At 34.2% G+C, this 23,251-nt stretch carries 24 protein-coding genes; 11 read left to right on the top strand and 13 right to left on the bottom strand.

All coding sequences use genetic code 11. The features are described from left to right. The first annotated feature begins 40 nt into the window (after window positions 1–40). Window positions 41–538: a phosphatidylglycerophosphatase A gene (locus tag GQ596_RS05585; RefSeq protein WP_160400692.1), complete on the top strand. Its 498-nt coding sequence runs from the start codon at window positions 41–43 to the stop codon at window positions 536–538. Window positions 539–592: 54 nt separating this feature from the next. On the opposite strand, the gene nadK is transcribed toward GQ596_RS05585, so the two are convergent. Beyond that, complete coding sequence (nadK, locus tag GQ596_RS05580) at window positions 593–1,471, bottom strand: NAD(+) kinase (RefSeq protein ID WP_160400691.1); 879 nt, start codon at window positions 1,469–1,471, stop codon at window positions 593–595. Between the two features lie 153 nt (window positions 1,472–1,624). On the opposite strand from nadK, the gene grpE reads away from it, so the two are divergent. Then, window positions 1,625–2,218, top strand: coding sequence for a nucleotide exchange factor GrpE (grpE, locus tag GQ596_RS05575; RefSeq protein ID WP_160400690.1), 594 nt, complete (start codon window positions 1,625–1,627; stop codon window positions 2,216–2,218). 46 nt (window positions 2,219–2,264) lie between these two features. On the opposite strand, the gene def is transcribed toward grpE, so the two are convergent. Next, complete coding sequence (gene def, locus GQ596_RS05570; protein ID WP_160400689.1) at window positions 2,265–2,777, bottom strand: peptide deformylase; 513 nt, start codon at window positions 2,775–2,777, stop codon at window positions 2,265–2,267. A 155-nt stretch (window positions 2,778–2,932) separates the two neighbouring features. On the opposite strand from def, the gene dprA reads away from it, so the two are divergent. After that, entirely contained in the window at window positions 2,933–4,039 is a 1,107-nt protein-coding gene (gene dprA / locus GQ596_RS05565; protein ID WP_160400688.1) for a DNA-processing protein DprA, read from the top strand. A 97-nt stretch (window positions 4,040–4,136) separates the two neighbouring features. On the opposite strand, the gene rraA is transcribed toward dprA, so the two are convergent. From rraA to GQ596_RS05540, 5 genes are all read right to left on the bottom strand, one after another. Then, window positions 4,137–4,628 (bottom strand): ribonuclease E activity regulator RraA, encoded by a 492-nt coding sequence (gene rraA, locus GQ596_RS05560; protein WP_160400747.1) that lies wholly within the window; start codon window positions 4,626–4,628, stop codon window positions 4,137–4,139. Window positions 4,629–4,717: 89 nt separating this feature from the next. Beyond that, window positions 4,718–5,620 carry a 1,4-dihydroxy-2-naphthoate polyprenyltransferase gene (locus GQ596_RS05555; protein ID WP_160400687.1) on the bottom strand — a complete coding sequence of 301 codons (903 nt, stop codon included), beginning with the start codon at window positions 5,618–5,620 and terminating at the stop codon, window positions 4,718–4,720. Window positions 5,621–5,715: 95 nt separating this feature from the next. Continuing rightward, entirely contained in the window at window positions 5,716–6,864 is a 1,149-nt protein-coding gene (locus GQ596_RS05550) for an ABC transporter permease (protein WP_370516487.1), read from the bottom strand. Window positions 6,865–6,880: 16 nt separating this feature from the next. Beyond that, complete coding sequence (locus tag GQ596_RS05545) at window positions 6,881–8,020, bottom strand: ABC transporter permease (RefSeq protein ID WP_160400685.1); 1,140 nt, start codon at window positions 8,018–8,020, stop codon at window positions 6,881–6,883. Continuing rightward, entirely contained in the window at window positions 8,002–8,973 is a 972-nt protein-coding gene (locus GQ596_RS05540; protein WP_160400684.1) for an HlyD family secretion protein, read from the bottom strand. Before GQ596_RS05540 ends, GQ596_RS05545 begins: the two co-directional genes overlap by 19 nt. Before the next feature lie 361 nt (window positions 8,974–9,334). On the opposite strand from GQ596_RS05540, the gene GQ596_RS05535 reads away from it, so the two are divergent. Beyond that, entirely contained in the window at window positions 9,335–10,624 is a 1,290-nt protein-coding gene (locus GQ596_RS05535) for an NAD(P)/FAD-dependent oxidoreductase (RefSeq protein ID WP_160400683.1), read from the top strand. A 109-nt stretch (window positions 10,625–10,733) separates the two neighbouring features. Beyond that, the gene (locus tag GQ596_RS05530) at window positions 10,734–11,333 is read left to right on the top strand and encodes a YiiX family permuted papain-like enzyme (protein WP_160400682.1); all 600 of its coding nucleotides are present in this window, start codon (window positions 10,734–10,736) and stop codon (window positions 11,331–11,333) included. Window positions 11,334–11,335: 2 nt separating this feature from the next. Here GQ596_RS05530 and rnhB read toward each other — a convergent pair whose 3' ends face one another. From rnhB to fabZ, 4 genes are read right to left on the bottom strand one after another with little or no spacing between them, the layout of a single operon-like run. Further along, window positions 11,336–11,926 carry a ribonuclease HII gene (rnhB, locus tag GQ596_RS05525; protein WP_160400681.1) on the bottom strand — a complete coding sequence of 197 codons (591 nt, stop codon included), beginning with the start codon at window positions 11,924–11,926 and terminating at the stop codon, window positions 11,336–11,338. Next, a complete protein-coding gene (gene lpxB, locus GQ596_RS05520) occupies window positions 11,920–13,071 on the bottom strand; it encodes a lipid-A-disaccharide synthase (protein WP_160400680.1) in 1,152 nt (383 codons plus the stop codon). The genes rnhB and lpxB overlap by 7 nt, the downstream gene beginning before the upstream one ends. Next, window positions 13,071–13,850: an acyl-ACP--UDP-N-acetylglucosamine O-acyltransferase gene (gene lpxA, locus GQ596_RS05515; protein WP_160400679.1), complete on the bottom strand. Its 780-nt coding sequence runs from the start codon at window positions 13,848–13,850 to the stop codon at window positions 13,071–13,073. Before lpxA ends, lpxB begins: the two co-directional genes overlap by 1 nt. 45 nt (window positions 13,851–13,895) lie before the next feature. Then, the gene (gene fabZ / locus GQ596_RS05510; protein WP_160400678.1) at window positions 13,896–14,342 is read right to left on the bottom strand and encodes a 3-hydroxyacyl-ACP dehydratase FabZ; all 447 of its coding nucleotides are present in this window, start codon (window positions 14,340–14,342) and stop codon (window positions 13,896–13,898) included. A gap of 231 nt (window positions 14,343–14,573) precedes the next feature. Here fabZ and fkpA point away from each other — a divergent pair, with 231 nt between their 5' ends. Genes fkpA through tusC form a run of 3 tightly spaced genes read left to right on the top strand, consistent with a single transcriptional unit; the run spans window position 14,574 to window position 16,198 of the window. Beyond that, window positions 14,574–15,446, top strand: a complete 873-nt coding sequence (gene fkpA, locus GQ596_RS05505; RefSeq protein WP_160400677.1) for an FKBP-type peptidyl-prolyl cis-trans isomerase — start codon at window positions 14,574–14,576, stop codon at window positions 15,444–15,446. Then, window positions 15,415–15,831 carry a sulfurtransferase complex subunit TusD gene (gene tusD / locus GQ596_RS05500; RefSeq protein WP_160400746.1) on the top strand — a complete coding sequence of 139 codons (417 nt, stop codon included), beginning with the start codon at window positions 15,415–15,417 and terminating at the stop codon, window positions 15,829–15,831. Before fkpA ends, tusD begins: the two co-directional genes overlap by 32 nt. Beyond that, window positions 15,791–16,198 carry a sulfurtransferase complex subunit TusC gene (gene tusC / locus GQ596_RS05495; RefSeq protein ID WP_370516486.1) on the top strand — a complete coding sequence of 136 codons (408 nt, stop codon included), beginning with the start codon at window positions 15,791–15,793 and terminating at the stop codon, window positions 16,196–16,198. The genes tusD and tusC overlap by 41 nt, the downstream gene beginning before the upstream one ends. A 255-nt stretch (window positions 16,199–16,453) precedes the next feature. Here tusC and nagE read toward each other — a convergent pair whose 3' ends face one another. Beyond that, a complete protein-coding gene (nagE, locus tag GQ596_RS05490) occupies window positions 16,454–17,983 on the bottom strand; it encodes an N-acetylglucosamine-specific PTS transporter subunit IIBC (RefSeq protein ID WP_160400675.1) in 1,530 nt (509 codons plus the stop codon). A 249-nt stretch (window positions 17,984–18,232) separates the two neighbouring features. On the opposite strand from nagE, the gene nagB reads away from it, so the two are divergent. The 3 genes from nagB to GQ596_RS05475 are packed head-to-tail and all read left to right on the top strand — an operon-like array spanning window position 18,233 to window position 21,456. Beyond that, a complete protein-coding gene (gene nagB / locus GQ596_RS05485) occupies window positions 18,233–19,039 on the top strand; it encodes a glucosamine-6-phosphate deaminase (RefSeq protein ID WP_160400674.1) in 807 nt (268 codons plus the stop codon). Between the two features lie 11 nt (window positions 19,040–19,050). Further along, window positions 19,051–20,193, top strand: a complete 1,143-nt coding sequence (nagA, locus tag GQ596_RS05480; RefSeq protein WP_160400673.1) for an N-acetylglucosamine-6-phosphate deacetylase — start codon at window positions 19,051–19,053, stop codon at window positions 20,191–20,193. Between the two features lie 36 nt (window positions 20,194–20,229). Further along, entirely contained in the window at window positions 20,230–21,456 is a 1,227-nt protein-coding gene (locus tag GQ596_RS05475; RefSeq protein ID WP_160400672.1) for an ROK family protein, read from the top strand. 66 nt (window positions 21,457–21,522) lie between these two features. On the opposite strand, the gene asd is transcribed toward GQ596_RS05475, so the two are convergent. Next, window positions 21,523–22,626: an aspartate-semialdehyde dehydrogenase gene (gene asd / locus GQ596_RS05470; RefSeq protein ID WP_160400671.1), complete on the bottom strand. Its 1,104-nt coding sequence runs from the start codon at window positions 22,624–22,626 to the stop codon at window positions 21,523–21,525. Between the last annotated feature and the right edge of the window lie 625 nt (window positions 22,627–23,251).

The following is a 23,251-nucleotide window of genomic DNA, read 5'->3' as shown; positions in this document are numbered from 1 at the left end:
GCTTAACGTCGGCAAATTTTATTTAAAAGAATATTGAATCATGACAAAACAAGAACGAAATAAAGATTTTAAAAAATTCCTAAGACTAAGTAATCCTATTCATTTTTTAGCTGTTGGACTAGGAAGTGGTATGTCGCCAATTATGCCGGGAACAATGGGATCACTAATGGCTATCCCTTTATGGTTAATGTTTTGTGATTTGCAACCAGCTTTATATTGGGTATTTATTTTTGTGACATTTATTTTTGGTTGTTTTGTTTGTCAAAGAACATCCGATGATACACACACTCATGACTCAGGGCATATTGTTTGGGATGAATTTGTGGGAATGTGGATAACTTTATTTTTTATACCACAAACCTCACTGCTATGGATTGCTATAGCATTTTTGGCTTTTAGAGTTTTTGATATGACAAAGCCTTGGCCAATTCGTTGGTTTGACAAACGAGTACCAGGTGGATTTGGCATTATGGTGGATGATGTAATTGCCGCAATATTTTCATCATTCACCGTTTATGTTATAACACTGATAATTTAAGTTGTGATTTTATACGGAAAAACATATTTTCTTGAAAGTTTTCTACAAAAAAGGCTAAAACATCTTTTGCGACCACCCTAACTTAGTAGAAAGATTATTAAAATAATCATAATCTTTGGTATGAATCAAATTAAATTCATACAAAGATCGACGAATAATTACATCTTGAGTTGGTTTGACTGGTAAAATAATCTGACTATCACAAGCAATATTGAGATCCAGTGCTGTTGTTGGAAATTTTAGGCGTATAGGATTATCACTTTTAATCACTAATGGTCTGACCGCTAGCGAGTGAGGAAACATTGGTGTAATAATTAAAGCATCTAAATGGGGTGCTAAAATAGGTCCACCAGCTGATAGTGAATAAGCGGTAGAGCCTGTCGGTGTCGCAATAATTAAGCCATCAGCCCGTTGTGAAAATGCATTGTGTTCATTAATGTAGACATCGTAATCAATCATATGAGCAACAGTATTTGGCGTTACGACAATTTCGTTAACTGCAAACCCTGAATTAATTAATTTACCATTATCATAAATAGAAACTTCAAGTAAAAATCGGGGATCATTATCATATTGGCCAGCAATAACAGGACTTAATTGTTCAATCACTTGTTCATGAGAGATATCAGTTAAAAAACCTAAATTACCTCGATTAACACCAATTACCTTAATTTTATAGTGTGATAAATAGCGTGCGGAACGCAACATATTACCATCACCACCCACCACAATAGCCAGATCCGCTTGTGTTCCTATTGTTTCTAGTGATGCATACTGCTTAACAGAAAATGAGATATGCTCTTTTAACCGTTCTTCAACTAACACTCGAATGCCAAGTCCAACCAGCCAATCATAAAGCACTTGATGGGTTTCCATTGCCTCTAACTTACGTGGAAGCCCAATAAGGCCGATGCATTTAAATGGTGTATCCATAAAATATCCTTGTGTTTTTCATATAACTATATGTATTTTTTAGTTTTAATTCAAAAAAACATATATCAACATGCCGAGGAGCTTGTAATAATAAAATTTATCCCCATAATAACTGTTATTCACTCAGTTTTCGACTACATTATGGAGTACCTTATGACAGAACAAGATAAAAATATGTCAGAAAATGAAACTAACGAAACTAATATTGACACATCAGCAGAAGAAACAATCGAGCAAGAAGCCCCTGCACAACCCAATATTGAAGAGCAACTAAAAGCAAAAGATGTTCGCATTGCAGAGCTTGAGCAAGCATTACAATTGGCTAAAAAAAATGAAAGTGAAGCAATGATTCGTGCTCGAGCAGAAATTGATAATGTTCGTAAACGTGTTGAACAAGATGTTGATAAAGCTCGTAAGTTTGCGCTAGAAAAATTTGCTAATGAATTATTACCCGTTATTGATAATCTAGAGAGAGCTTTAGAATCTACAGATAAAACCAACCCAGAGCATAAAGCTACTGTTGAAGGATTAGAGTTAACATTAAAATCATTTTTAGATACTGTTAAAAAATTTGGTATTGAAGTGGTAAATACCGAAGATTCGCAATTAAATCCTGATATGCACCAAGCAATTAGTATGGTGGAATCGCCAGAACATCAATCAGGGCAAATCGTTAATACCATTCAAAAAGGTTATACATTAAATGGCCGATTAATTCGCCCTGCAATGGTAATTGTTGCTAAATAACTTATTAGATAAAAAAACTAACGCCACAAATTAGTGGCGTATTATTTTATTTATTTCGTTGCTCTTCACGAGCAAGTTTCTTCATTTTTTGCTCGATTCGTTGACGTTTAAGTGGAGAAAGGTAATCAACAAAAAGTTTACCTTTCAAGTGATCCATTTCGTGCTGGATACAAATAGCAAGTATCTCATCGGCATCAATTTCATAAGGATTGCCATGACGATCTAGTGCTTTAATTTTGATTTTTTCTGCTCTTGGCACAAAACCACGACAATCTGGTACCGATAAGCATCCTTCCTCAATACCTGTTTCACCTTCTTGGCTTATCACTTCAGGATTGATGATCACATAAACTTGGCTTTTATCTTCTGATACATCAATAACAATAATTTGTTCATGCACATCAATTTGGGTTGCAGCAAGACCAATTCCGTTTTCATCGTACATAGTTTCAATCATGTTATCAATGATCGTTTGTAACTCAGGGGTGAACTCGGTAACAGGCTTAGCAACTTTGCGAAGTCGTTCATCAGGAAAACGTAATACCGGTAAAATAGCCATAAATTATTCGATCTACTCCTCAAATTTTGGTTTTATTCAATCTGCTGTTTATTGTAAACATTTATCATACTGATGAATAGCTTTTGTTAGCTATTGATAGTATTTATCTTATCAATTCAAAATATCTAAATTATTTAACATGAGTGCAAAAAGTCATGATGAGTAAATATGAGTTTTTATTACGAATTTCAATGCTTAGTTATGGGAAACGAGCCATTTTTGTAAAAATTGGGCAGATCTTTACAAACAACTTACCTAATAGTATTCAAAACGTTTCTTATGTATTAGATAAGTTGAAATTGTCTGATGCTCAATTAGCGCTATTTTATGAGACTTCATATCTCCATTTTGAACCAATACTTGAATGGCTAGATTCACCTAGCCCTCCAAAATATCTTATTGCCTATTGTGATAATGACTATCCATTATTACTTAAACAAATTTGCTCTCCACCTTTATTATTGTTTGTTTTAGGTAATCGTCAGCTATTACATTCGCCTCAACTAGCTATGGTCGGAAGTCGAGAATTTAGTGAATACGGAGCACAATGGGGAAGATACTTCGCTAGTGAGTTAGCTATTAATGGTTTAACAATAACCAGTGGTTTAGCATTGGGCTTAGATGCTATTTGCCATCGTGGAGCACTTGATGTGTCGGGTTATACTGTTGCGGTATTGGGTAGTGGTTTAGCAAAGATAGCGCCAAGGTCAAATCTAAATTTAGCTAATGATATTTTGTCGCAAGATGGGGCGATTGTATCGGAATTTTTACCGTTTGAAAAAGCCAGATCGGTTTATTTTCCTCGCCGAAACCGAATTATTAGCGGGTTAAGTTTGGGTACCTTTGTGGTTGAAGCTTCAGAAAAAAGTGGTTCATTAATTACTGCACGTTATGCACTTGAACAAAATCGCGATGTATTTGCCTTACCAGGTGATATTAATAATGAAAACTGTAGTGGAACACATTATTTGATTAAACAAGGCGCTTATTTAGTTTCTAAACCTACTGATATTTTAGAGCATTATTGTAGTTATTTATCAGTAGTAAATAATTCTCATAATCAGCCTAAAGAAAAACCATGTAATTCTATTTTGTACCCTGAAATTTTTTCTATTATTCACCATCAGCCGATTCCTGTTGATATTATTGCTCAGCAAGTGAATATGTCGATTTCAGAAGTTACCACTAAATTGTTAGATATGGAACTAGCAGGATTAATTAAAACGGTAACTGGTGGTTACATTCGTAATCTAGTAATTTAAAATTAAAAAGATTTTTGTTAAAAATTTTCAGATAAGTAGATGTTTAAGTATAAAACCCGCCGATAAATATCGACGGTTTGAGTGTTGAGGTTATTTTTTATTTATCTTCAATTTCAAGAGCAATTTCAGATAATATAATACCGGTGTTATCGGCATAAACAAAATCACCTGAAAAAAAGGTTACACCACCAAAATTAACACGAATATCAATTTCTCCAACACCTTGGTCTTCGGCTCCTACTGGAATAGCAGCTAGAGCTTGAATGCCAATATCAGCTTCAGCCAGATAATCAACTTGGCGAACAGCACCATAAACAATAATTCCTTCCCATTGATTTTGAACAGCAATATCTATCAGCTCTGCATCAATTAACGCACGACGAACAGAGCCCCCCCCATCAATGACAAGGATTTTACCTGCACCATTGGATTGTAAAATTTCGTATAGTAAGCCGTTATCTTCAAAACATTTAACCGTTACAGCTTGACCTGAAAACGATGTTACGCCACCAAAATTACTGAACATTGGTTCAACTACGTTAACATCTTCTGGATAATAATCGCAAAGAATTGAAGTATCAAACTCCATCATCAAATCTCCTTTTGCTGTCATGTTTAATGATATTTAGTATAACGCTAACATTAAGTAAAACGATATTAAATTTAAATAAACGTGAGCTAGCTCAAAATAATACCCAAACAATAAAGTAAATTAGTGAATAAAGCAAGCTTAACCATTTGTATTAATAAAGGCACGGCCGTTTTTATACTATTAAATTTAAACAAATCATTAATATGTTTGATATATAACGGTAAGATTAAAAGAAATAATCCACTATAAATTGTGTGTAAATAGTAATAAGCAAATAGGCTAAATAAAATAAATGAACTTAGCAATAACAATAGATGGTAATATTTTCCTAAAGTTTTCCCCATTAATACAACCAATGTTCTTTTATTATTTGTGCTATCGCTATCAATATCACGAAGATTGTTAATATTTAAAACAGCAACAGCAAGCAATCCACTACTAACCGCAGGTAATATAATTGATACAGGTAATAATTTTACTTGTAAAAAATAACTACCTATTACACCCACTAGACCAAAAAATATCAATACAGATAAATCACCTAATCCAATATAACCATAAGGTTTTTTTCCTATCGTATAAGTAATTGCGGCAATAATAGATAGTAACCCTAGTAATATAAAAATCAAAAATTGATAAGTATTATGGCAGGCAATGATGATCAAACTCAAGCCTGATACAATACATAAGAAAATGTTAATATACAGGGCTATTTTTAACTGCTCAAGAGTAATAAGCCCTAATTGAATCCCTCGAGTATGAGCAAGCACATTTTTCCTATCACTCCCTTTAACTGCATCACCATAATCATTGGCTAAATTAGATAATATCTGTAATAAGCTGGCAGTAATGAGTGAAAGTAACAATATAAGTACATCGAAAGATTGTTGCCAATAGGCCAATGCATTACCCAATAAAATAGAAGAAAAAGAAAGTGCTAAAGTTTTAGGACGAAAACTGATAATCCATGGATAAAATTTCATGTGCATTTAATATATCATTTATAACTAGCAAAATAAGTGTTTACATAATAGACATCAAGATGTGTTACATTTTAACAGCTAATAATGAGCTTGTTAGTATTTTATTTTTTTGTTTGCATTTTGTAGTTTTTAAATAATCGTCTTATTCGACCATCTCGTAATGCAGCAATAAAAATACCCAGTGAACCATATATAATTCCGAGTAATAAAATCATAAACACATTAAATAAATTATCTTTTAGACCTAATCCCATTTGATTTACACCTGCAATCATATTCGTTGCCCAAGTTGATGGTAACATTTTAGAAACAACTTGCACCCAAAATGGCATCGCATCAAGTGGCCAAATTGTGCCTGATAAATAAAAGACCGGAGTTGTCAAAAATGCTAGCGTTAAATAAATCATTTCGGTTTTTCGTAAGCATTCTGTTAGTAATTTACTGAGTCCTAAAACACCAAGCAATAAGGGAAATGTCATAATTAAAATTTCTGGAATATTAGCAAGCTGTCGATAGCCAAGAATCCAAGGCCATAAGCCAAATAGTACAATAGATAAAAATAACCAGATAGGAATTAATCCACTTAAGCTACCCAATATAACTATTTTAGGTGGCTTACCTTGAGGTAGAGAACTTAATGTAATATTGGTACGTGTTGTCGCAATTAAGAAAGAGTGTTGCAATAACATAACTAATAAGCCTGGAAACGTAATAGCAGCAAAACTGATACCGGGGTTATAAAGTGGTTCTGTTTGCCCTTTGATTGGCGATAAAATGATATTAATCTGTTTATCTGAAAATCCATTATTACGCATTATTCGAGTATTATATTCAGTTAATATCTGCTGATAGATCCCTTTTATATCAACTTGTATTAGCCCATTAGCTAAACGACTTGAGGCATCACCATAGGCAGGTATAGTGACTTCCTGACCACTTAATAAACGTTTTTCAAAATCATTAGGGATAGTAAATACTGCAAAAAGTTTATGATCATTAATATCATCATAAGCCTGTAATGAACTATCATACATAACTGTTTCAATTTTAGAGCTGGTATTTAAAGAACGAATTAAACTCCGACTTGTTGATGTATGATCTTGATCAACAATAGCAACCGGTAAACTAGTGATAGTACCATTACTATAAACTAAGCTCATTAATGAAACAGATAATAGTAATAATAACCACATTGGTCTTACTAACATAAATAAAAATATTTTTACGAATGCAGAACAAAATATTTTAATCATCCTAGTATTCCTCCTACTGTGAATGTAACCGTCTTACTAGGCGTTTTCTTACTAAGACTGTAATAATTATTGGGTAGATCATCAAAATACCACAGGTTTTTAACACAGAAAGATAACTAGAATGGCGTAAAAACAGATCAAACAACTTATTAAGCGCATAAGTTAAAGGCTCAAGTGATGAAATAAATCTTGCAATCCAAGGCATTGAAAGTTCTGGAACAACAATGCCAGAATAAGTTAATGCAAGCCCGACTAATATTCCTATATAGGTATAAGCATCAATAGCTGTTTTGGTAAAACTATAAAGCAAAATACCAATACTTTGCGCTGCAATGACATAGAAAAATACAACAATAATCATGGCAAATGGCGAGCCTGATACACGTGCATCAGAAAACAGAACTAACATCGCAATTTCAAAAATAAGTAACATTGTATACCAAATGGTATAGGGGGCTAACTTACCAAGGACAAATGGGTAAGTAGGCCGTGTTCTTTTGGGTAGTTGCGATAAAATATGTATTGTGGTTGTTACCACAAATAATTGTAACAAATGAACTACTGCTGAAAACTGTTGAAAGTACATTGAGTTACCGCTAGCATTAAATAACCCATCATAATTAAAATTGACTTTTGCAAGTGGGGGGACTGGTAGCCCAATACTGGTTGCCAATGTGGTGCGATATTGGGTATTTAATGATGCAATTAAACCCGAATAATCCATAATGGAATACAACCCAGCACTGTAATATAACGCATTATAATACAGCATTGGGGTTGGTTGATGACCGGCTAATACATCTGATTCAAAATTAGGGGGGATATATAAAATGGCATAAATTTTTGCTTTTTGTAAATCACCTTTGGCCAAAGAAAGCTGATTGCCGTAGTTGATAAGATTAGCATGCGCACCGGCATTAAGATCACGTACTATTTCACGTGATAAAACACTTTTATCATTATCAATATAACCAACAGGAAGATCGAATAAAACACCACGATAGAAGATACTACTGATTAATACAAAAATAATAAGAGGTAAAATCCACATTAACCAGTGAAACGTAAACCGCTTAAATATAACAAGTATTTCTGCATTAAATGCTTGTTTAAAACGACACCAAAAATCCCAAATTAGTTGTCTAATTTCCATAATGCACTCATACCTGCACGTAAACCCTCAACAGGTTTAATTGGATAAAGCCGAACTTCAAAGGTTTTTAAATCAAAATCCCCTGTTGCTCGTGTTGCACGCTTTGTAGCATAATCCCCCATTGGAGCAATGTAACGAATCTCGGCCTCAATTTCTTTACCACCAAGTGCAGGAACATCAAGCTTAACATGATCGCCTTTATGAATATTGGGCATAATATTTTCACGAAGATTAAATATAAAGTAAGCTTGAGGAAGTTGAATAATAGTCAATAATGGACTATTGGCGTTAAACAGTTCACCGACTTCGGCAGGTACTGAGCCAACTTCGCCACCTACAGGAGCTTTTACTTGTAAATCGTCATATTGAATTTGTAATTGTTTAAGTTGTTCTTCTGCTTGTTTTAATTGCGCATCATAAATTTGTCGTTGTTCAGCACGATCACCATTTTTAGCTTGATCTAAATTTGCCTGCGCTGACTGCACTTGTTGAAAGGCTGCATCACGAGTTTTTAGTGCATTATCTAATATTGATTGTGACAAAAACCCCTTTACTGAAATAGCTTTATTGCGATCATACTCTTTAGATGCATTATCATAAGCTACTTTGGCTTGTTGAAGTAACGCTTCATAGTAACGAATGCTTTCTTCACGTGTACCATGTTTAGAAAGCTCAACTTGAGCTTTTGCTTGTTCACAAACCGCTTCGGCAGCTTTAACCTGCGCCAATAACTCTGGGCTATCAAGCGTAATTAAAACATCGTTAGGCTTAACATCATCCCCACGATTAATATGAATGACTTGCACTCGCCCCTTGGCTTTAGACACAACATTAATATTCGGCGCATCTACTTCACCTTGTAATATAAGCGGGCTATTGTGTGAGCGAATTAAAATCGTCATTGATATCAAAATAACGATCAACGTAATCATAATAAAAATTTTTTTATTCATAAAATTTTGTGTATAGAGTGATGGTAAAGACGTAAGGCATAAAGAATGAAAATCATCATACGCTATATTCTGCAAATATATGACTATTTTTATTCTAATATTATACGAAAAGTGCTTTATAATTGTTAAATAAAACAAAAAATCATTTTAAATCAATATAATTAATACTATTTAAACTATCATAGTAAATAATTTTCGTTTTTATACTATAAATAGCTATAGATGGTTTTTAACAATTGTAAACCATCATTTTAATAGATTTTATATATAAATGATATTAGTTAAAAGAAATAGATAAAAACCTACTTATTTAGTAAGATATTAACAAAGTTAAAATATAAAGTATTAAAAAGGATTAAATATGATAAGAATAATTATTATTGGTGGCGGTGCAGGAGGATTAGAATTAGCAACTGACCTTGGTGATAAACTAGGAAAAGGAAACCAAGCTGAAATTACACTAATAGATAAAAATAGCTATCATATTTGGAAACCTTTATTACATGAAGTTGCCACAGGTGTTTTAAACGAACAAGCAGATAGAATTGATTATACTGCACAAGGTCAACAACACGCTTTTCAATTTATTCAAGGTACTTTTACCACTCTTAATCGTGAAGAAAAACAAGTTATTATTAACAACTCAAATGATGAATTTATTTCGGTTCCATATGATATTTTAGTTGTAGCAATTGGTAGTACTTCAAACGATTTTGGAACACCAGGAGTAAAAGAACATTGTATTTTTTTAGATGACCAAAATGCTGCAATTCGTTTACGTGAGACTCTCATTGCAAAATTTGCAAGTTTTTGTTCAATTATTGATGAAAATCAAACAAAAGATGAAGACAAAATCCGTATTGCTATTGTTGGTGGTGGAGCAACTGGTATTGAATTAGCTTCAGAATTACCCCACATGGTTGAAACATTTGGTGCTTGTGGGCGTAATAAAATGTGTTCGGACTTACTGGATGTATCGGTTATTGAAGCAACTGATCGTATTTTACCCGCATTACCAGAAAAAACAGCATTAAGTATTACTAAAACCTTACAACAACGTGGAATTCATGTATTAACTAAAACCATGATAACTAAAGCGGAAATCGATGGTTTTTATCCAAAAGAAGGCGATACTATAAATGCAGATATTATGATCTGGACCGCAGGGGTAAAAGCACCCGATTTTTTAAAGGAAATTGCAGGTTTAGAATCAAGCCGTTCTAATCAACTTGTTGTTAAACCAACATTACAAACCACACGTGATGATAATATTTTTGTAATTGGTGATTGTGCTTACGCAATGCAAGATAGCGGTAAAGCTTCTCCCGCTACGGCACAAGCAGCACATCAGATGGCAAAAATATGTTATGAAAACATTATTAACAAATTAAATAATAAACCAATGAAATCATTTAAATATACAGATAATGGTACTATTATTTCTTTACACGACACCGCACAAGGAGTGGTTAAAATTGCCGGTAAAGGAGAAATGAACGTTAAAGGATTCTTTGCTTTAATGATCCATCGCCTGTTGTATCGTATGCATCAAGCAAGTTTGTTAGGTATTGTCAAAACAATCCGATTTGCTAAAGCGAGTAAAGAAATGTATAAAAATAAATTTGCTTCTATATTTACTCATCAAGACTAATTTACTCTCTCCCTCTTTTTTTTCTTCAATAGCTACTTATAAATGCACTTTTATAAGTAGCTATCTTATTTTATACTCCAATATATTGTAAATTTTCTTGGTAAACCTAATGCGTTTTATTTTTATGCTTACCTTATTGAGTGCTAGTTTTATAAGTATTGCTAGCTATACACCCAAAGATGGAGATATTATTTTTCAATCTTCACAATCAAGACAAAGTCTGGCTGTTGAACAAGCAACAAATTCGCCATATAGCCATATGGGTATCATTTTAATTAAAAATGGCAAACCATATGTTTTTGAAGCAGCTAACAAAGTCGTTTATACACCACTAAATAGTTGGATTGCTCGTGGTAAAAATAAAAAATATGTAGTTAAGCGTTTAAAAGATCATAATCTGTCGAATAATGATGTTAGAAATTTAAAAAAAATTGCACAAACGTTTGAAAATAAACCATATGATATTTGGTTCGGATGGGATGATCGTTATATTTATTGCTCAGAATTAGTTTGGAAAATCTATAATAGAGCCCTAAAATTAAAAATAGGTCAATTGCAAACTATCAAAGAGTTCAATCTTTCATCGCCTGCAGTTAAACAAAAAATAAAAGAACGTTATGGAAATAGGATCCCCTATCAAGAAACGGTTATTTCACCCGTTTCTATGTTTAATTCACCACTACTAACAACAGTTGATAAGCAATGGTAATATTAAAATAACGTTAGATTTTTGACTGGTGCAAAACTTTTTCGGTACAAATGATTAACACCATGTTGCTCAATTGCCGCTAAATGTGCTTTAGTTGGGTAGCCTTTATGTTTAGCAAGGCCATATTTTGGATATAATTTATCTAACTCAATCATTTCACGATCACGAGTAACTTTAGCTAGGATTGAAGCAGCGCTGATTTCTGCAACCAACAAATCCCCTTTAATAACCGCTTGAGTTTGAATACCAAAATCAGGACAACGGTTGCCATCAACTAATACAAAATTGGGTTTTATGGGTAATCCAGATACTGCCCGCTGCATAGCAAGCATGGTGGCATGTAATATATTTAATTTATCAATTTCATCAACCGAGGCTCTTGCAATACACCAAGCTAATGCATCTTGTTTAATAATATCAAACAGTTGTTCACGTTTTTTTTCAGTCAGTTTTTTGGAGTCAGTTAACCCTTTTATTGATTTGTTAGGATCTAAAATAACCGCTGCGGTAACTACATCACCACAAAGTGGACCTCGTCCAACTTCATCAACCCCTGCAATTAAGGTAGCATCTGGATAGGTAAACTCTAGCAATGTGGCTCCTTTAATACATCAAGTACAGCTTTAGCGGCTTGTTCATCAGCATTACAACGAATTTGATTATGCAAAGATAAAAATGTCTGCTTTAGCTCTGAATTATCACCTTCTAAAAAAGGGATAATGTGATTAACAATATTTTCAGCAGTGCAATCTTGTTGTAATAATTCTGGCACAATCTCTTTACCCGCTAAAATATTCGGTAATGAGACATAAGGTGTTTTAATCAATTTTTTTGCAAGCCAAAAGGTAAAAGGCTTCATTTTGTAGCCAACAACCATTGGGCATTTAGCTAGCATGCATTCTAATGCCACAGTACCCGAAGCCAAAATTGACGCATTACTTGCAATCATTGCTTCCCGAGCATGACCTTCTAATAACTGCATTTCAAGTTGGGGAGCAATTTCTGTTTTAATCTTCTCAAACTCTTGTCGCCTTTTTTCGTTAACTAAAGGTACTAAAATATGTAAATCAGGGTAGCGTTGGCGTAATAACTGTGCTGCTTTTAAAAAGGGAGCCGATAATAATGTCACTTCAGCATGACGGCTACCTGGCAATAAAGCTAAGCAACGACAATGTAGTGGAATACCTAATTGTTGACGCATTGCTGTTTGATCTGGATTAAGTGGAATATCGTCTGCCATTTTATGACCAATAAAACGACAAGGTACATCAAACTTATCATAAAAGGCTTTTTCAAACGGTAAAAAAGCTAAAATGAGGTTGGTATTACGTTTGATCTTGAATACACGTTTTTGTTTCCAAGCCCAAACCGATGGACTCACATAATGGATTGTTTTAATGCCTGCTTGTTTTAACTTGCCTTCTAAAGAAAGATTAAAGTCAGGTGCATCAATGCCAATAAATATATCTGGCTTAAGTACGATTAAACGCCTAGTAATATCTTTGCGAATTGCCAAAATGCGGCGTAATCGCCCCAAGACTTCAACAATACCCATCACTGATAACTCATCCATTTCATACCAAGCTTCACAGCCTTCGGCTTGCATTTTAGGACCAGCAATACCAACAAAATGAATGTTAGGATGATGATGTTTGAGTGAACGAATTAGACCTGCGCCAAGAATGTCGCCAGAGGGTTCACCAGCGACTAAAGCTACAGTTAATGGTTTATTGGTCATTAACGGATAATGCCTCGCGTAGAACGCGTAAAAAAGTCAACAAACAGTTGCACTTCAGGATGTTGCTTTGCAATGGTTTCGATTTCAATTTTAGCTTCATCTAACGTCAAACCATTTCGATAAAGGATTTTATAAGTATTACGAATCGCCTGTAGAGCATCTTTACTAAACCCTCGACGTTTTAAACCTTCGTAATTGACGCCATGTGGAGTGGCATGATTACCTTGCGCTATAACATAAGGCGGAACATCCTGCGCAATGCCCGAACAGCCACCAACCATAACATGCGATCCAATCACACAAAATTGATGAACAGCAGTCATGCCACCAATAATGACATAATCATCTAATTGAACATGTCCGCCTAACGTCGCATTATTGGCTAAAATACAACGATTCCCAATATGACAATCATGAGCAACGTGAGCATTAATCATCAATAGGTTATCGCTACCAATACGTGTTAGCTCGCCTCCTTGAACTGTACCACGATGAATTGTCACACTTTCGCGAATCATATTGCGATCGCCAATTTCAGTGCGAGTTGGTTCTCCACGATATTTTAAATCTTGGTTTACTTCGCCAATTGAAACAAATTGATAAATTTGGTTATCTTTACCAATTTTGGTATGCCCATTGACGACGACATGCGATTTTAAAAAAGTTCCATCACCAATTTCAACATGTTCACCAATAAAACAAAAAGGTCCAATTTTAACGTTTTCACCAATCTTTGCCCCTTTTTCAATTACTGAACTAGGGTGTATTTCTGTTGCCATAGCCGTTCCTTAATACTGCTTTGGAGATACTCTAAAAAATTGATGTTATTTGCGAGCACACATCATTTCTGCTTCGCAAACTAACTTACCATCAACGGTTGCAACACCATGGAATAGCGCAATGCCTCGACGTTCTTTGATATATTCAACATCTAACACAATTTGATCGCCAGGTACAACTGGACGCTTAAAGCGTGCTTTATCGATTGATGCAAAATAATAAAGCTGCCCAGGTGAGAGTTCTTCAATGCTCTTAAATGCCAAAATCCCTGTTGCTTGCGCCATAGCTTCTAGAATTAATACCCCAGGGAAAATGGGTTTATTAGGAAAGTGCCCTTGGAAGAAAGGCTCATTAACCGTGACATTTTTGATGGCTTTTAATGTTTTACCTTTTTCATAACTAAGTACGCGATCAACCATTAAAAATGGATAACGATGAGGTAACAAACTGATGATTTCTTCAACATCAAGGGTATTAAGTTCGGTAGTCAAAATAGCTATCCTTATACATTATTTACTATAAATTTTATGCATTATAACTGAGGATACCACTTTCACTCAAGGATGATTTCAATTGCAAAATATTGCTTATTTTATTTTATTACCAATACAGTGATATAATTTCTAAAATAAATGAGTTACAAACCCTATGTTATCTTTTGCTAAATAAGATATAATAATCAAATTGACTATCTAAAAGAATTTCTAACTTGGAGAAGTAGAATGAAATCATTAATTAAAATGACCTTAATAAGTAGTGCAATTATATTAACATTAGCTGGTTGTGATGATAAAAAATCATCCGACACAAGTAGTTCAACTATTGAAACAAATAAAACTACAATTTCAACTGATACGCAAAAAAAAGCCGACACAAGCAGTTCAACTACTGAAACAAATAAAATTACAATTTCAACTGATGCACAAAAAGAAGCCTATGCATTAGGCTCTTCGTTTGCAACATTCATGAAAACAAATTTAGAACGTAACGAAGTTGAAGCAGATCAAAAATATTTAATCAGTGGTTTTAATGAAACATTCAACGGTGCATCACAACTAAACGAAAATGAAGTTAAAACTATTTTAGATGCATTTGATAAACGAATTCAAAAAGAAAGCCGAGAGCGTTTTGAAAAACAAAAAATCGAAAACACAGCTACTGGTAACAAGTTCCGTGAAGAATTTGCAAAACAGGACGGCGTTAAAAAAACTAAATCTGGTTTACTTTATAAAATTCTGGAAAATGGCTCAGAACAACATCCAACAGAAAGTGATACCGTTATCGTTCATTATACAGGTACATTAACTGATGGTCGTAAATTTGATAGTTCTTATGATCGTAGCGAACCAGTTAAATTCCCTCTTAATGGAGTAATAAAAGGTTGGATTGAAGGAATTCAATTAATTGGTGTTGGTGGAAAAATCAAACTTGTTGTACCACCAGATCTTGGTTATGGCGATCAAAATATTCCAGGTCAAGAAGGCAAAGCTGGAATTCAACCTGCATCAACATTAGTATTTGAAGTTGAATTACTAGGAATTGATAGTGATAAAAATGATACAAATGAAGAGCCAATGGAAGAACAAGCAGAATAACAAACCGCTTACTCACTTGATTGATTCTTTAAGTTATACGCTTATTATTATGGGTCCTGCTTATGGGACCCAATCTGCTTATTGTGCATATCAATTTGCACAAGCTTTACTGTCCAGCTCTTCTCACACGATTAAAAATATCTTTTTTTATGCTGATGGCGTTTATAATGGCAATAGCTACACCGATCCTGCCAGTGATGAGTTTAATTTAGTTTCAGCTTGGCAAGAACTAGCAAAAACACACAACTTAACATTAACTATTTGTGTTGCTGCTGCGCAACGACGCGGTGTTATCAAAAACAATCTTGCAGATTATTTTCAATTAACCGGTCTTGGTGAACTTAGTGAATCAATTGCAACAACCGATCGAACCATTCAATTTTAACATTAAGGCTGAAATGAAAAAATTAGCAATTCTTATCTACTCTCCACCTCATGGAAAAGCCAAAGGTCGAGAAGCACTTGATATTGCATTGGCCACATCAGCTATTAATCAAGTTTCAGTTTTTTTTGTCGATGATGGTGTCTTTCATTTATTACCAAATCAACAACCTGATAGCATTTTAATGCGGGATTATATTGCAACATTAAATATGCTTGAACTTTATGATATTGATGATGTGTATGTCTGTGAATCTTCACTTAAATCAAGAAACTTAACCCAGATAGCCAGAAATATCCCGAGTAAAATCATTAATACCCAGTTATTAAATCAACTATTAACGACTAAAGATGTAATTTTGCGATTCTAGTTTTATGCCAAAAGAAAAATCTTAAACCACAACAACAAGCTTATATCTAAGCAAAAATAAGTCAGGAAAGCCATTGATTTAATTGAGGTTTTTATTTTGTTGTTTTTTATCAAAATATATATTGTAGCGTTTATAAATAGAGCAAAAGATCTATAAAGTTAAATCAAATAAACAATCCACTCTATTTTTGCTTATTTAAATAAAGTGGATTATTGTGTTAGTTTTATTTAACTTGGTTCTTATTTTACTGATTGACTAAACAAGTTTTTTCATCTCATCGGCAATTTTTTCAGCCTGAGTACCAACAATAATTTGTACACCTGTTTTACCGAGTTTAATTACAGCCATAGCGCCAAGTGCTTTAGCAGCTTGCTCATCAACCAATTCTGAATCATTTACACCTAAACGCAAGCGGGTAATACAAGAGTCAATGTTAGTTAAGTTTCCTTTCCCACCAACAACCACTAGATATTGTTCAGCAAGTTTAGATGTATCCCCAATGACTTGTTTTTTCTGGGTACTTTCAGTTGACGAAACAGTCGTATCTTCATCTTCTCGACCCGGTGTTTTAAGGTTGAATTTTACAATTACAAAACGGAATACTACATAGTAGACCACAAAGAATACTAAACCTTGAAGGATTAACATATACCAATGGACAGCAAGTGGATTACCAGATTGAAGTACCATGTCAATTAAACCTGCGCTAAAACCAAATCCACATATCCATTGCATTGCTGCTGCAATATAAAGTGAGATACCTGCTAAAACCGCATGTAAAAAATAAAGTACAGGCGCAACAAACATAAAAGCAAATTCTAGTGGTTCAGTAATACCAGTAAAAAATGCAGCAATAGAGGCTGCAAACATGATTGATGCAGTTTTATCTTTATTGCCTTTTTTAGCCGTATGGTACATAGCTAATGCTGCACCAGGCAGACCAAACATCATAACAGGGAAGAATCCAGCTTGGTAACGGCCTGTAATACCTATAACAGCATTACCTGCATCAATAGAAGTTTGTCCACCTAAGAAATAAGGGATATCGTTAATTCCAGCCACATCAAACCAAAATACTGAGTTTAAAGCATGATGTAAACCAACAGGAATAAGTAAGCGGTTAAAGAATCCATAAATGCCAGCCCCCACAGATCCTAATTCTTTAATATATTTACCAAAAGCAACTAGTGCGTCATAAATCGTTGGCCAAACAAAATATAAAACAGCTGAAACTAACAGCATCACAACTGAAACAACAATTGGTACCAATCTTTTTCCACTAAAGAAAGATAGCGCTTTATGTAATTCAACCTGACTAAAGCGATTATAAAGTTCGGCTGCAATAATACCAACAAGAATACCAATAAATTGGTTATTGATACTATTAAATGCTGGTGGTACTAGTTTTTGCCAATCTTTAACGGTCTCTGTATCTATTCCCTGAAAGAAAGCAATCGATTTTGGTGATAATAAGGTAGTTATAATTAAAAATCCCACTAAACCAGAAAGTGCTGCAGCACCATCTTTATCTTTAGACATACCATAAGCCACACCAATAGCAAAAAGTATTGGCATATTACTTAAAATAGCACTACCAGATGTCACTAAAAACTTAGCAATAATACTAGCATCCCATTCCATAAGTCCAAACAAGTTTACATGATTAACCCACTCTATATGACTAATCCACTGACCAATCCCTAGTAGTATTGCAGCGGCAGGCAGAACTGCCACAGGCACCATAAGTGAACGCCCGATACGTTGTAAATAAGCTAAAATTCCCATAAGTTTAACCTCATATAGTTATTAGGGGGTTATAATAAAAAGTAATGAAATTTTACATCTTTAAGCGATGATAATTAAGTATTATTATTTCACTCTATATTATTTATTTTACTTCGCAAATTAATTGTTCCTTTTTTGTGATTTAAATCACCATTTTTTTTGATTAATTGGTTTAATATAGTAAAATAAAGCCAACATATTTTATTTTAAGAAAAAAGTTTTTAATTATATCACAAAAGGTAAAACCACATGAGACTTATTCCTTTAGAAAATGCACAAGAAGTCGGTGCTTGGGTTGCACAGCGCATTGTTAATAAAATTAACGAGTTTAAGCCTACTGCAGATCGTCCTTTTTTATTGGGGCTACCAACAGGTAGTTCACCATTAGTTATGTATCAACAATTGATTAAACAATATAAAGCAGGTAACGTCAGCTTTAAACATGTTGTAACCTTTAATATGGATGAATATGTTGGCATTCCAGAAGATCATCCGCAAAGCTACCACACATTTATGTACGAAAATTTTTTCAATCATATTGATATTGATAAAAACAATATCCATATATTAAATGGTAATGCGCCAGATATTGATCAAGAGTGCCGTCAATATGAAGCAAAGATCAAAGCTTACGGTAAAATAAATATCTTTGTTGGAGGTGTAGGTCAAGATGGGCATATTGCTTTTAATGAACCGGGATCTTCGCTTTGTTCACGTACACGCATCAAGACATTAACAGAAGATACACGCATTGCTAATTCACGCTTTTTTGATAATGACGTGAATCAAGTACCAAAACATGCGTTAACCATTGGTGTTGCGACTTTAATGGATGCTCAAGAAGTTATTTTATTAGTTTGTGGTCATAACAAAAGCTTAGCATTACAAGCAGGTGTTGAAGGGGCGATTAATCACCTTTGGACTGTCACAGCACTACAAATGCACCCTGCATCAATTATTGTTTGTGATGAACCAAGTACTGATGATCTTAAAGTTAAAACGCTAAAATATTTTAAACAAATGGAAGCTAATAACCTAAAAGTGACCATTTTATAAAGGATAACTCAATGTATGCATTAACAAATTGCCGTTTTTATACAGGTTATGAAATTCTTGATAACCATGCTGTTATTATTAACGGTGATAAAATTACAAAAGTCTGTAAACAAAACGAATTACCTGCAGATATCAAGATTGAAAATCTACAAGGCGCAATTGTTGCGCCTGGATTTATTGATATCCAAGTTAATGGTTGTGGTGGTGTGCAATTTAATGAAACGCTTGATGCACTGAGCGTTGAAACATTAGAAACGATGCAAGCCACAAATATCATTTCTGGTTGTACTAGCTATTTGCCTACATTAATTACATCAACTGATGAGTTTATGATAAAGGCAGTTAACGTGATGCGTGAATACTTAACTAAGCACCCTAATCAAGCTCTTGGTTTGCATCTTGAAGGACCTTATATCAGCCCTGAAAAAAAGGGAATTCATGATGAAAATATTATTCGACAACCGTCACAAGAAATGATTGACTTCCTTTGCAAAAATGCTGATGTGATTAAAATCATTACGTTAGCGCCAGAAAGAGTTGAAAGCCATTTCATCAAGCAATTGGTTAATGCTGGCATTCATGTTTCGGTTGGTCATTCCAATGGTCATTATGATGACTGCCGTCGGGGGTTTAATGATGGTATTCGTTTAGGAACACATTTATTTAATGCTATGCCTTATATTTCTGGGCGAGAACCTGGTGTGGTTGGTGCAATTTATGATGAGCCAGACGTTTATGTCGGTATTATTGCTGATGGTCAACATGTTAGTTGGGCAAATATTCGCAATAGTCATAAAATCAAACAAGATCACTTAATTTTAATTACTGATGCGATGTTACTTGCCGCTTCTAATTTAGAATCAGGCGTATTTGCCGGTAAAACCATTTATTATAAAGATGGTCGCTGTGTTGATGAAAATGGCACATTGGGTGGTTCATCGTTAACCATGATTGAAGCCGTAAAGAATGCAGTTGAATGTGTCGGTATTGCATTAGACGAAGCGTTAAGAATGGCAACACTTTACCCCGCCAAAGCAATCGGTGTGGATAAAGAACTTGGTAGTATTAATGAAGGAAAAATTGCAAATCTTGTTATTTTTAATCGTGATTTTTCAATCGTTAAAACAGTTGTTAACGGAGAGATGAGTCGCTAAAATACCAGATAATTGTTCAAAAATATTGAGTAGTATATGACATTTAATTATCTGAATTTAGTGGGTAATGCGGAATTAATTAAGCAACTAAATTATGCAATGATTTATCGCTTGATTGTTCAGCAAGCACCACTCTCTCGCATTCAATTGGCTGAAATCAGCCAATTGGCTCCAGCAAGCATTACCAAAATAACCCGTCAACTGATTAAAAAGAAATTAATTAAAGAAGTCGATGCTCAGCAATCAACGGGCGGCCGCCCTGCTGTTTCAATTGAAGCAAAATATGGACAATATCAAGCTATTGCGGTGCAATTAAGCCGTTCACATATCACAATTGAGCTATTTGATTTAGGGGCAAAATGTTTGGTATCAAAAAGATATTCACTTACTAACTTTACCGAGCAACAGGTGCAAGACTATTTAATTGCATTACTTGAAGGTTTTATTCAAGAAAATAGCAAGAAAATAAAATGTTTAGTCGCGATATCGATTGTATTACCGGGATTAATTGATTCAGTCAATGGTATTATCCGTTATACGCCACATATTCAAGTAAAAGAATGGGCTTTAGCCAACATACTACAAAAACACTTTAATGTTTCCATTTTTGTTGGGAATGATATTCAAAGCTTAGCATTAGCTGAAAGTTATTTTGGATCAACCCAAAATGTCGATGATTCTATATTAATTCGTGTTCATCGAGGAGTAGGATCTGGTGTTATTGTTAATCAGCAACTATTAACAAACCACAATCAAAGCGCTTGTGAAGTAGGGCATATTCAAGTAGATGCATTAGGTGAACGTTGCCATTGCGGTAACTTCGGCTGCTTAGAAAATCGTGTCGTTAATAAAGCCATTGAACAGCGTGCTAAACAGATGATTGAACAAGGTTATATTTCAAAACTTACTGCCGAGCAGTGCAATATCAATCATATCTGCCAATATGCAAACCAAGGTGATGAACTAGCGATAAAACTCGTCAAAGATGCTGGCGAAAATCTTGGCAGAGCAGTTGCCATCATGGTTAATATTTTCAACCCGCAACGAATTGTATTAGCAGGTGAAATAACTAAATCACCTGAAATTCTATTAAATGCAGTAAATAGCGCTCTAAATGCACAAAGTTTAGAAGATCTGCGCAAAAACCTTACTATTACTTGCTCACCGTTAGATGATAAGTCGGCAATTGGCGCATTTGCATTAGTGCAACAAGCTTTATTTAATGGTTCACTACTGATGACGCTACTTGAAGAGAATCTATAGTATACCTTATCATATATAAAAGCCCGATAATTCGGGCTTTTTTAATTAAGTTTGAGCTACTACAAATTAAGCTAAAATGCGTAACATTCTACGCAGTGGTTCTGCAGCGCCCCATAACAGTTGGTCACCGACAGTAAAAGCAGACAAATAGTCTTTACCCATATTCAATTTACGTAAACGCCCAACAGGTGTAGTTAATGTACCAGTAACTGCTGCTGGGGTTAATTCTCGCATTGAAATTTCGCGATCATTAGGAACGACTTTTACCCAATCATTGTGCGCAGCAAGAAGCTTTTCAATTTCTGGCACACTAATATCTTTTTTCAATTTAATCGTAAACGATTGACTATGACAACGCAAAGCTCCAATACGAACACAAAGTCCATCAACAGGAATAATCTGACTTGTTCCCAAAATTTTATTGGTTTCGGCTTGCCCTTTCCATTCTTCTTTACTTTGTCCATTATCTAGTGCTTTATCGATCCAAGGAATTAAACTTCCTGCTAATGGCACACCGAAATTATCAGTAGGTAAACTACCATCACGCATTTTTTGTGTCACTTTACGCTCAATATCCAAAATAGAGGAATGCGGATCTTGTAGCTCTTTTGCTACTTCGGCATTTAACATACCCATTTGCGTTAATAGTTCACGCATATGGCGAGCACCACCACCAGATGCCGCTTGATAAGTCGAAACAGAAACCCAATCTATAAGATTTTCAGCAAATAACCCACCTAATGACATTAACATCAAACTAACCGTACAGTTACCACCTACAAAAGTTTTAATACCACTATCTAAAGCGGTATAAATGTTAGTTTTGTTTACAGGATCAAGAACGATAATTGCATCATCTTCCATTCGTAACGTTGAAGCTGCATCAATCCAATACCCCTGCCAACCTGTTGCGCGTAATTTTGCATAAATCTCTGAGGTATAATCACCACCTTGGCAAGTGACAATAATATCTAATGCCTTTAAAGCATCAATATTATCTGCGCTTTGTAATATACCTGTTTTTCCACCAAAAGTTGGGGCTGCTTGACCCGCTTGAGAAGTAGAAAAGAAAACAGGATTGATATAATCAAAATCATGCTCTTCAACCATACGTTGCATAAGCACAGAGCCCACCATTCCACGCCAACCGACAAAACCAACATTTTTCATAATTTATTTCCAATAAGTAGAGGTTATATAAAGCAATATTTTATCTATTAAAACAAAATATCACCATAAAACAAGTAAGATAAGAATTATTTTTAGATAGGAGTAAATAATAACGTGGTGTTATATATTGAAAGACAAAACAACGACAATAACAAACAAAAAAACGAATCATCATCTGTACCAAATACTTTTCCTGAATAATTTTATTTATTACGCTAACATTTTGATTAATTTTATCTATTTTATTTTCTAAAATGATCAGATTATTAGCCGACTTATTTATAACAGGTTATATGTGTCTAACATTTTTGTTAGTTGGTATACTTCTTCGTGCGTGTTGGCACATTCAGAGTAAAAAAGTTGTCTATTTTATGTGTTTTGCCAGATGTTTTATTCCCTTTTATTTATTATACAAAATAATCAAATGTATAATTGTGAAGATGAACAAAATACAAAACGATTAAATAATAAAGAACATAATAAAAAACACAGAAGAGCAATAAAGAAACAAGAAAGAAAAAGAATAAAAAAACTTGAAAAGAACTCAAATAAATAACTTAATCATAAAATTCAAATGATTGTTAATTTAGCGCAAATGGATATATGACAAAGATATAAACACTAT

The sequence above is a fragment of the Gilliamella sp. Pra-s60 genome (assembly GCF_009795755.1).
Lineage (GTDB): Bacteria > Pseudomonadota > Gammaproteobacteria > Enterobacterales > Orbaceae > Gilliamella.
The sequence above is the reverse complement of the archived record's forward strand: the minus strand, read 5'-3'. Positions and strand labels throughout refer to the sequence as shown.

Bases quoted from the DNA above. Each gene is read 5' to 3' on its own strand.
- nagE (WP_160400675.1), bottom strand. From the start codon at position 17,983: ATGGGAATTTTAGCTTATTTACAACGTATCGGGCGTTCACTTATGGTG.
- asd (WP_160400671.1), bottom strand. From the start codon at position 22,626: ATGAAAAATGTTGGTTTTGTCGGTTGGCGTGGAATGGTGGGCTCTGTG.
- rraA (WP_160400747.1), bottom strand. From the start codon at position 4,628: ATGGAGTTTGATACTTCAATTCTTTGCGATTATTATCCAGAAGATGTT.
- def (WP_160400689.1), bottom strand. From the start codon at position 2,777: ATGGCTATTTTACCGGTATTACGTTTTCCTGATGAACGACTTCGCAAA.
- nadK (WP_160400691.1), bottom strand. From the start codon at position 1,471: ATGGATACACCATTTAAATGCATCGGCCTTATTGGGCTTCCACGTAAG.
- lpxA (WP_160400679.1), bottom strand. From the start codon at position 13,850: ATGGCAACAGAAATACACCCTAGTTCAGTAATTGAAAAAGGGGCAAAG.
- nagB (WP_160400674.1), top strand. From the start codon at position 18,233: ATGAGACTTATTCCTTTAGAAAATGCACAAGAAGTCGGTGCTTGGGTT.
- dprA (WP_160400688.1), top strand. From the start codon at position 2,933: ATGATGAGTAAATATGAGTTTTTATTACGAATTTCAATGCTTAGTTAT.
- lpxB (WP_160400680.1), bottom strand. From the start codon at position 13,071: ATGACCAATAAACCATTAACTGTAGCTTTAGTCGCTGGTGAACCCTCT.
- GQ596_RS05475 (WP_160400672.1), top strand. From the start codon at position 20,230: ATGACATTTAATTATCTGAATTTAGTGGGTAATGCGGAATTAATTAAG.
- GQ596_RS05585 (WP_160400692.1), top strand. From the start codon at position 41: ATGACAAAACAAGAACGAAATAAAGATTTTAAAAAATTCCTAAGACTA.
- GQ596_RS05535 (WP_160400683.1), top strand. From the start codon at position 9,335: ATGATAAGAATAATTATTATTGGTGGCGGTGCAGGAGGATTAGAATTA.
- tusD (WP_160400746.1), top strand. From the start codon at position 15,415: ATGAAGAGCCAATGGAAGAACAAGCAGAATAACAAACCGCTTACTCAC.
- fkpA (WP_160400677.1), top strand. From the start codon at position 14,574: ATGAAATCATTAATTAAAATGACCTTAATAAGTAGTGCAATTATATTA.
- GQ596_RS05545 (WP_160400685.1), bottom strand. From the start codon at position 8,020: ATGGAAATTAGACAACTAATTTGGGATTTTTGGTGTCGTTTTAAACAA.
- GQ596_RS05530 (WP_160400682.1), top strand. From the start codon at position 10,734: ATGCGTTTTATTTTTATGCTTACCTTATTGAGTGCTAGTTTTATAAGT.
- GQ596_RS05540 (WP_160400684.1), bottom strand. From the start codon at position 8,973: ATGAATAAAAAAATTTTTATTATGATTACGTTGATCGTTATTTTGATA.
- GQ596_RS05555 (WP_160400687.1), bottom strand. From the start codon at position 5,620: ATGCACATGAAATTTTATCCATGGATTATCAGTTTTCGTCCTAAAACT.
- nagA (WP_160400673.1), top strand. From the start codon at position 19,051: ATGTATGCATTAACAAATTGCCGTTTTTATACAGGTTATGAAATTCTT.
- grpE (WP_160400690.1), top strand. From the start codon at position 1,625: ATGACAGAACAAGATAAAAATATGTCAGAAAATGAAACTAACGAAACT.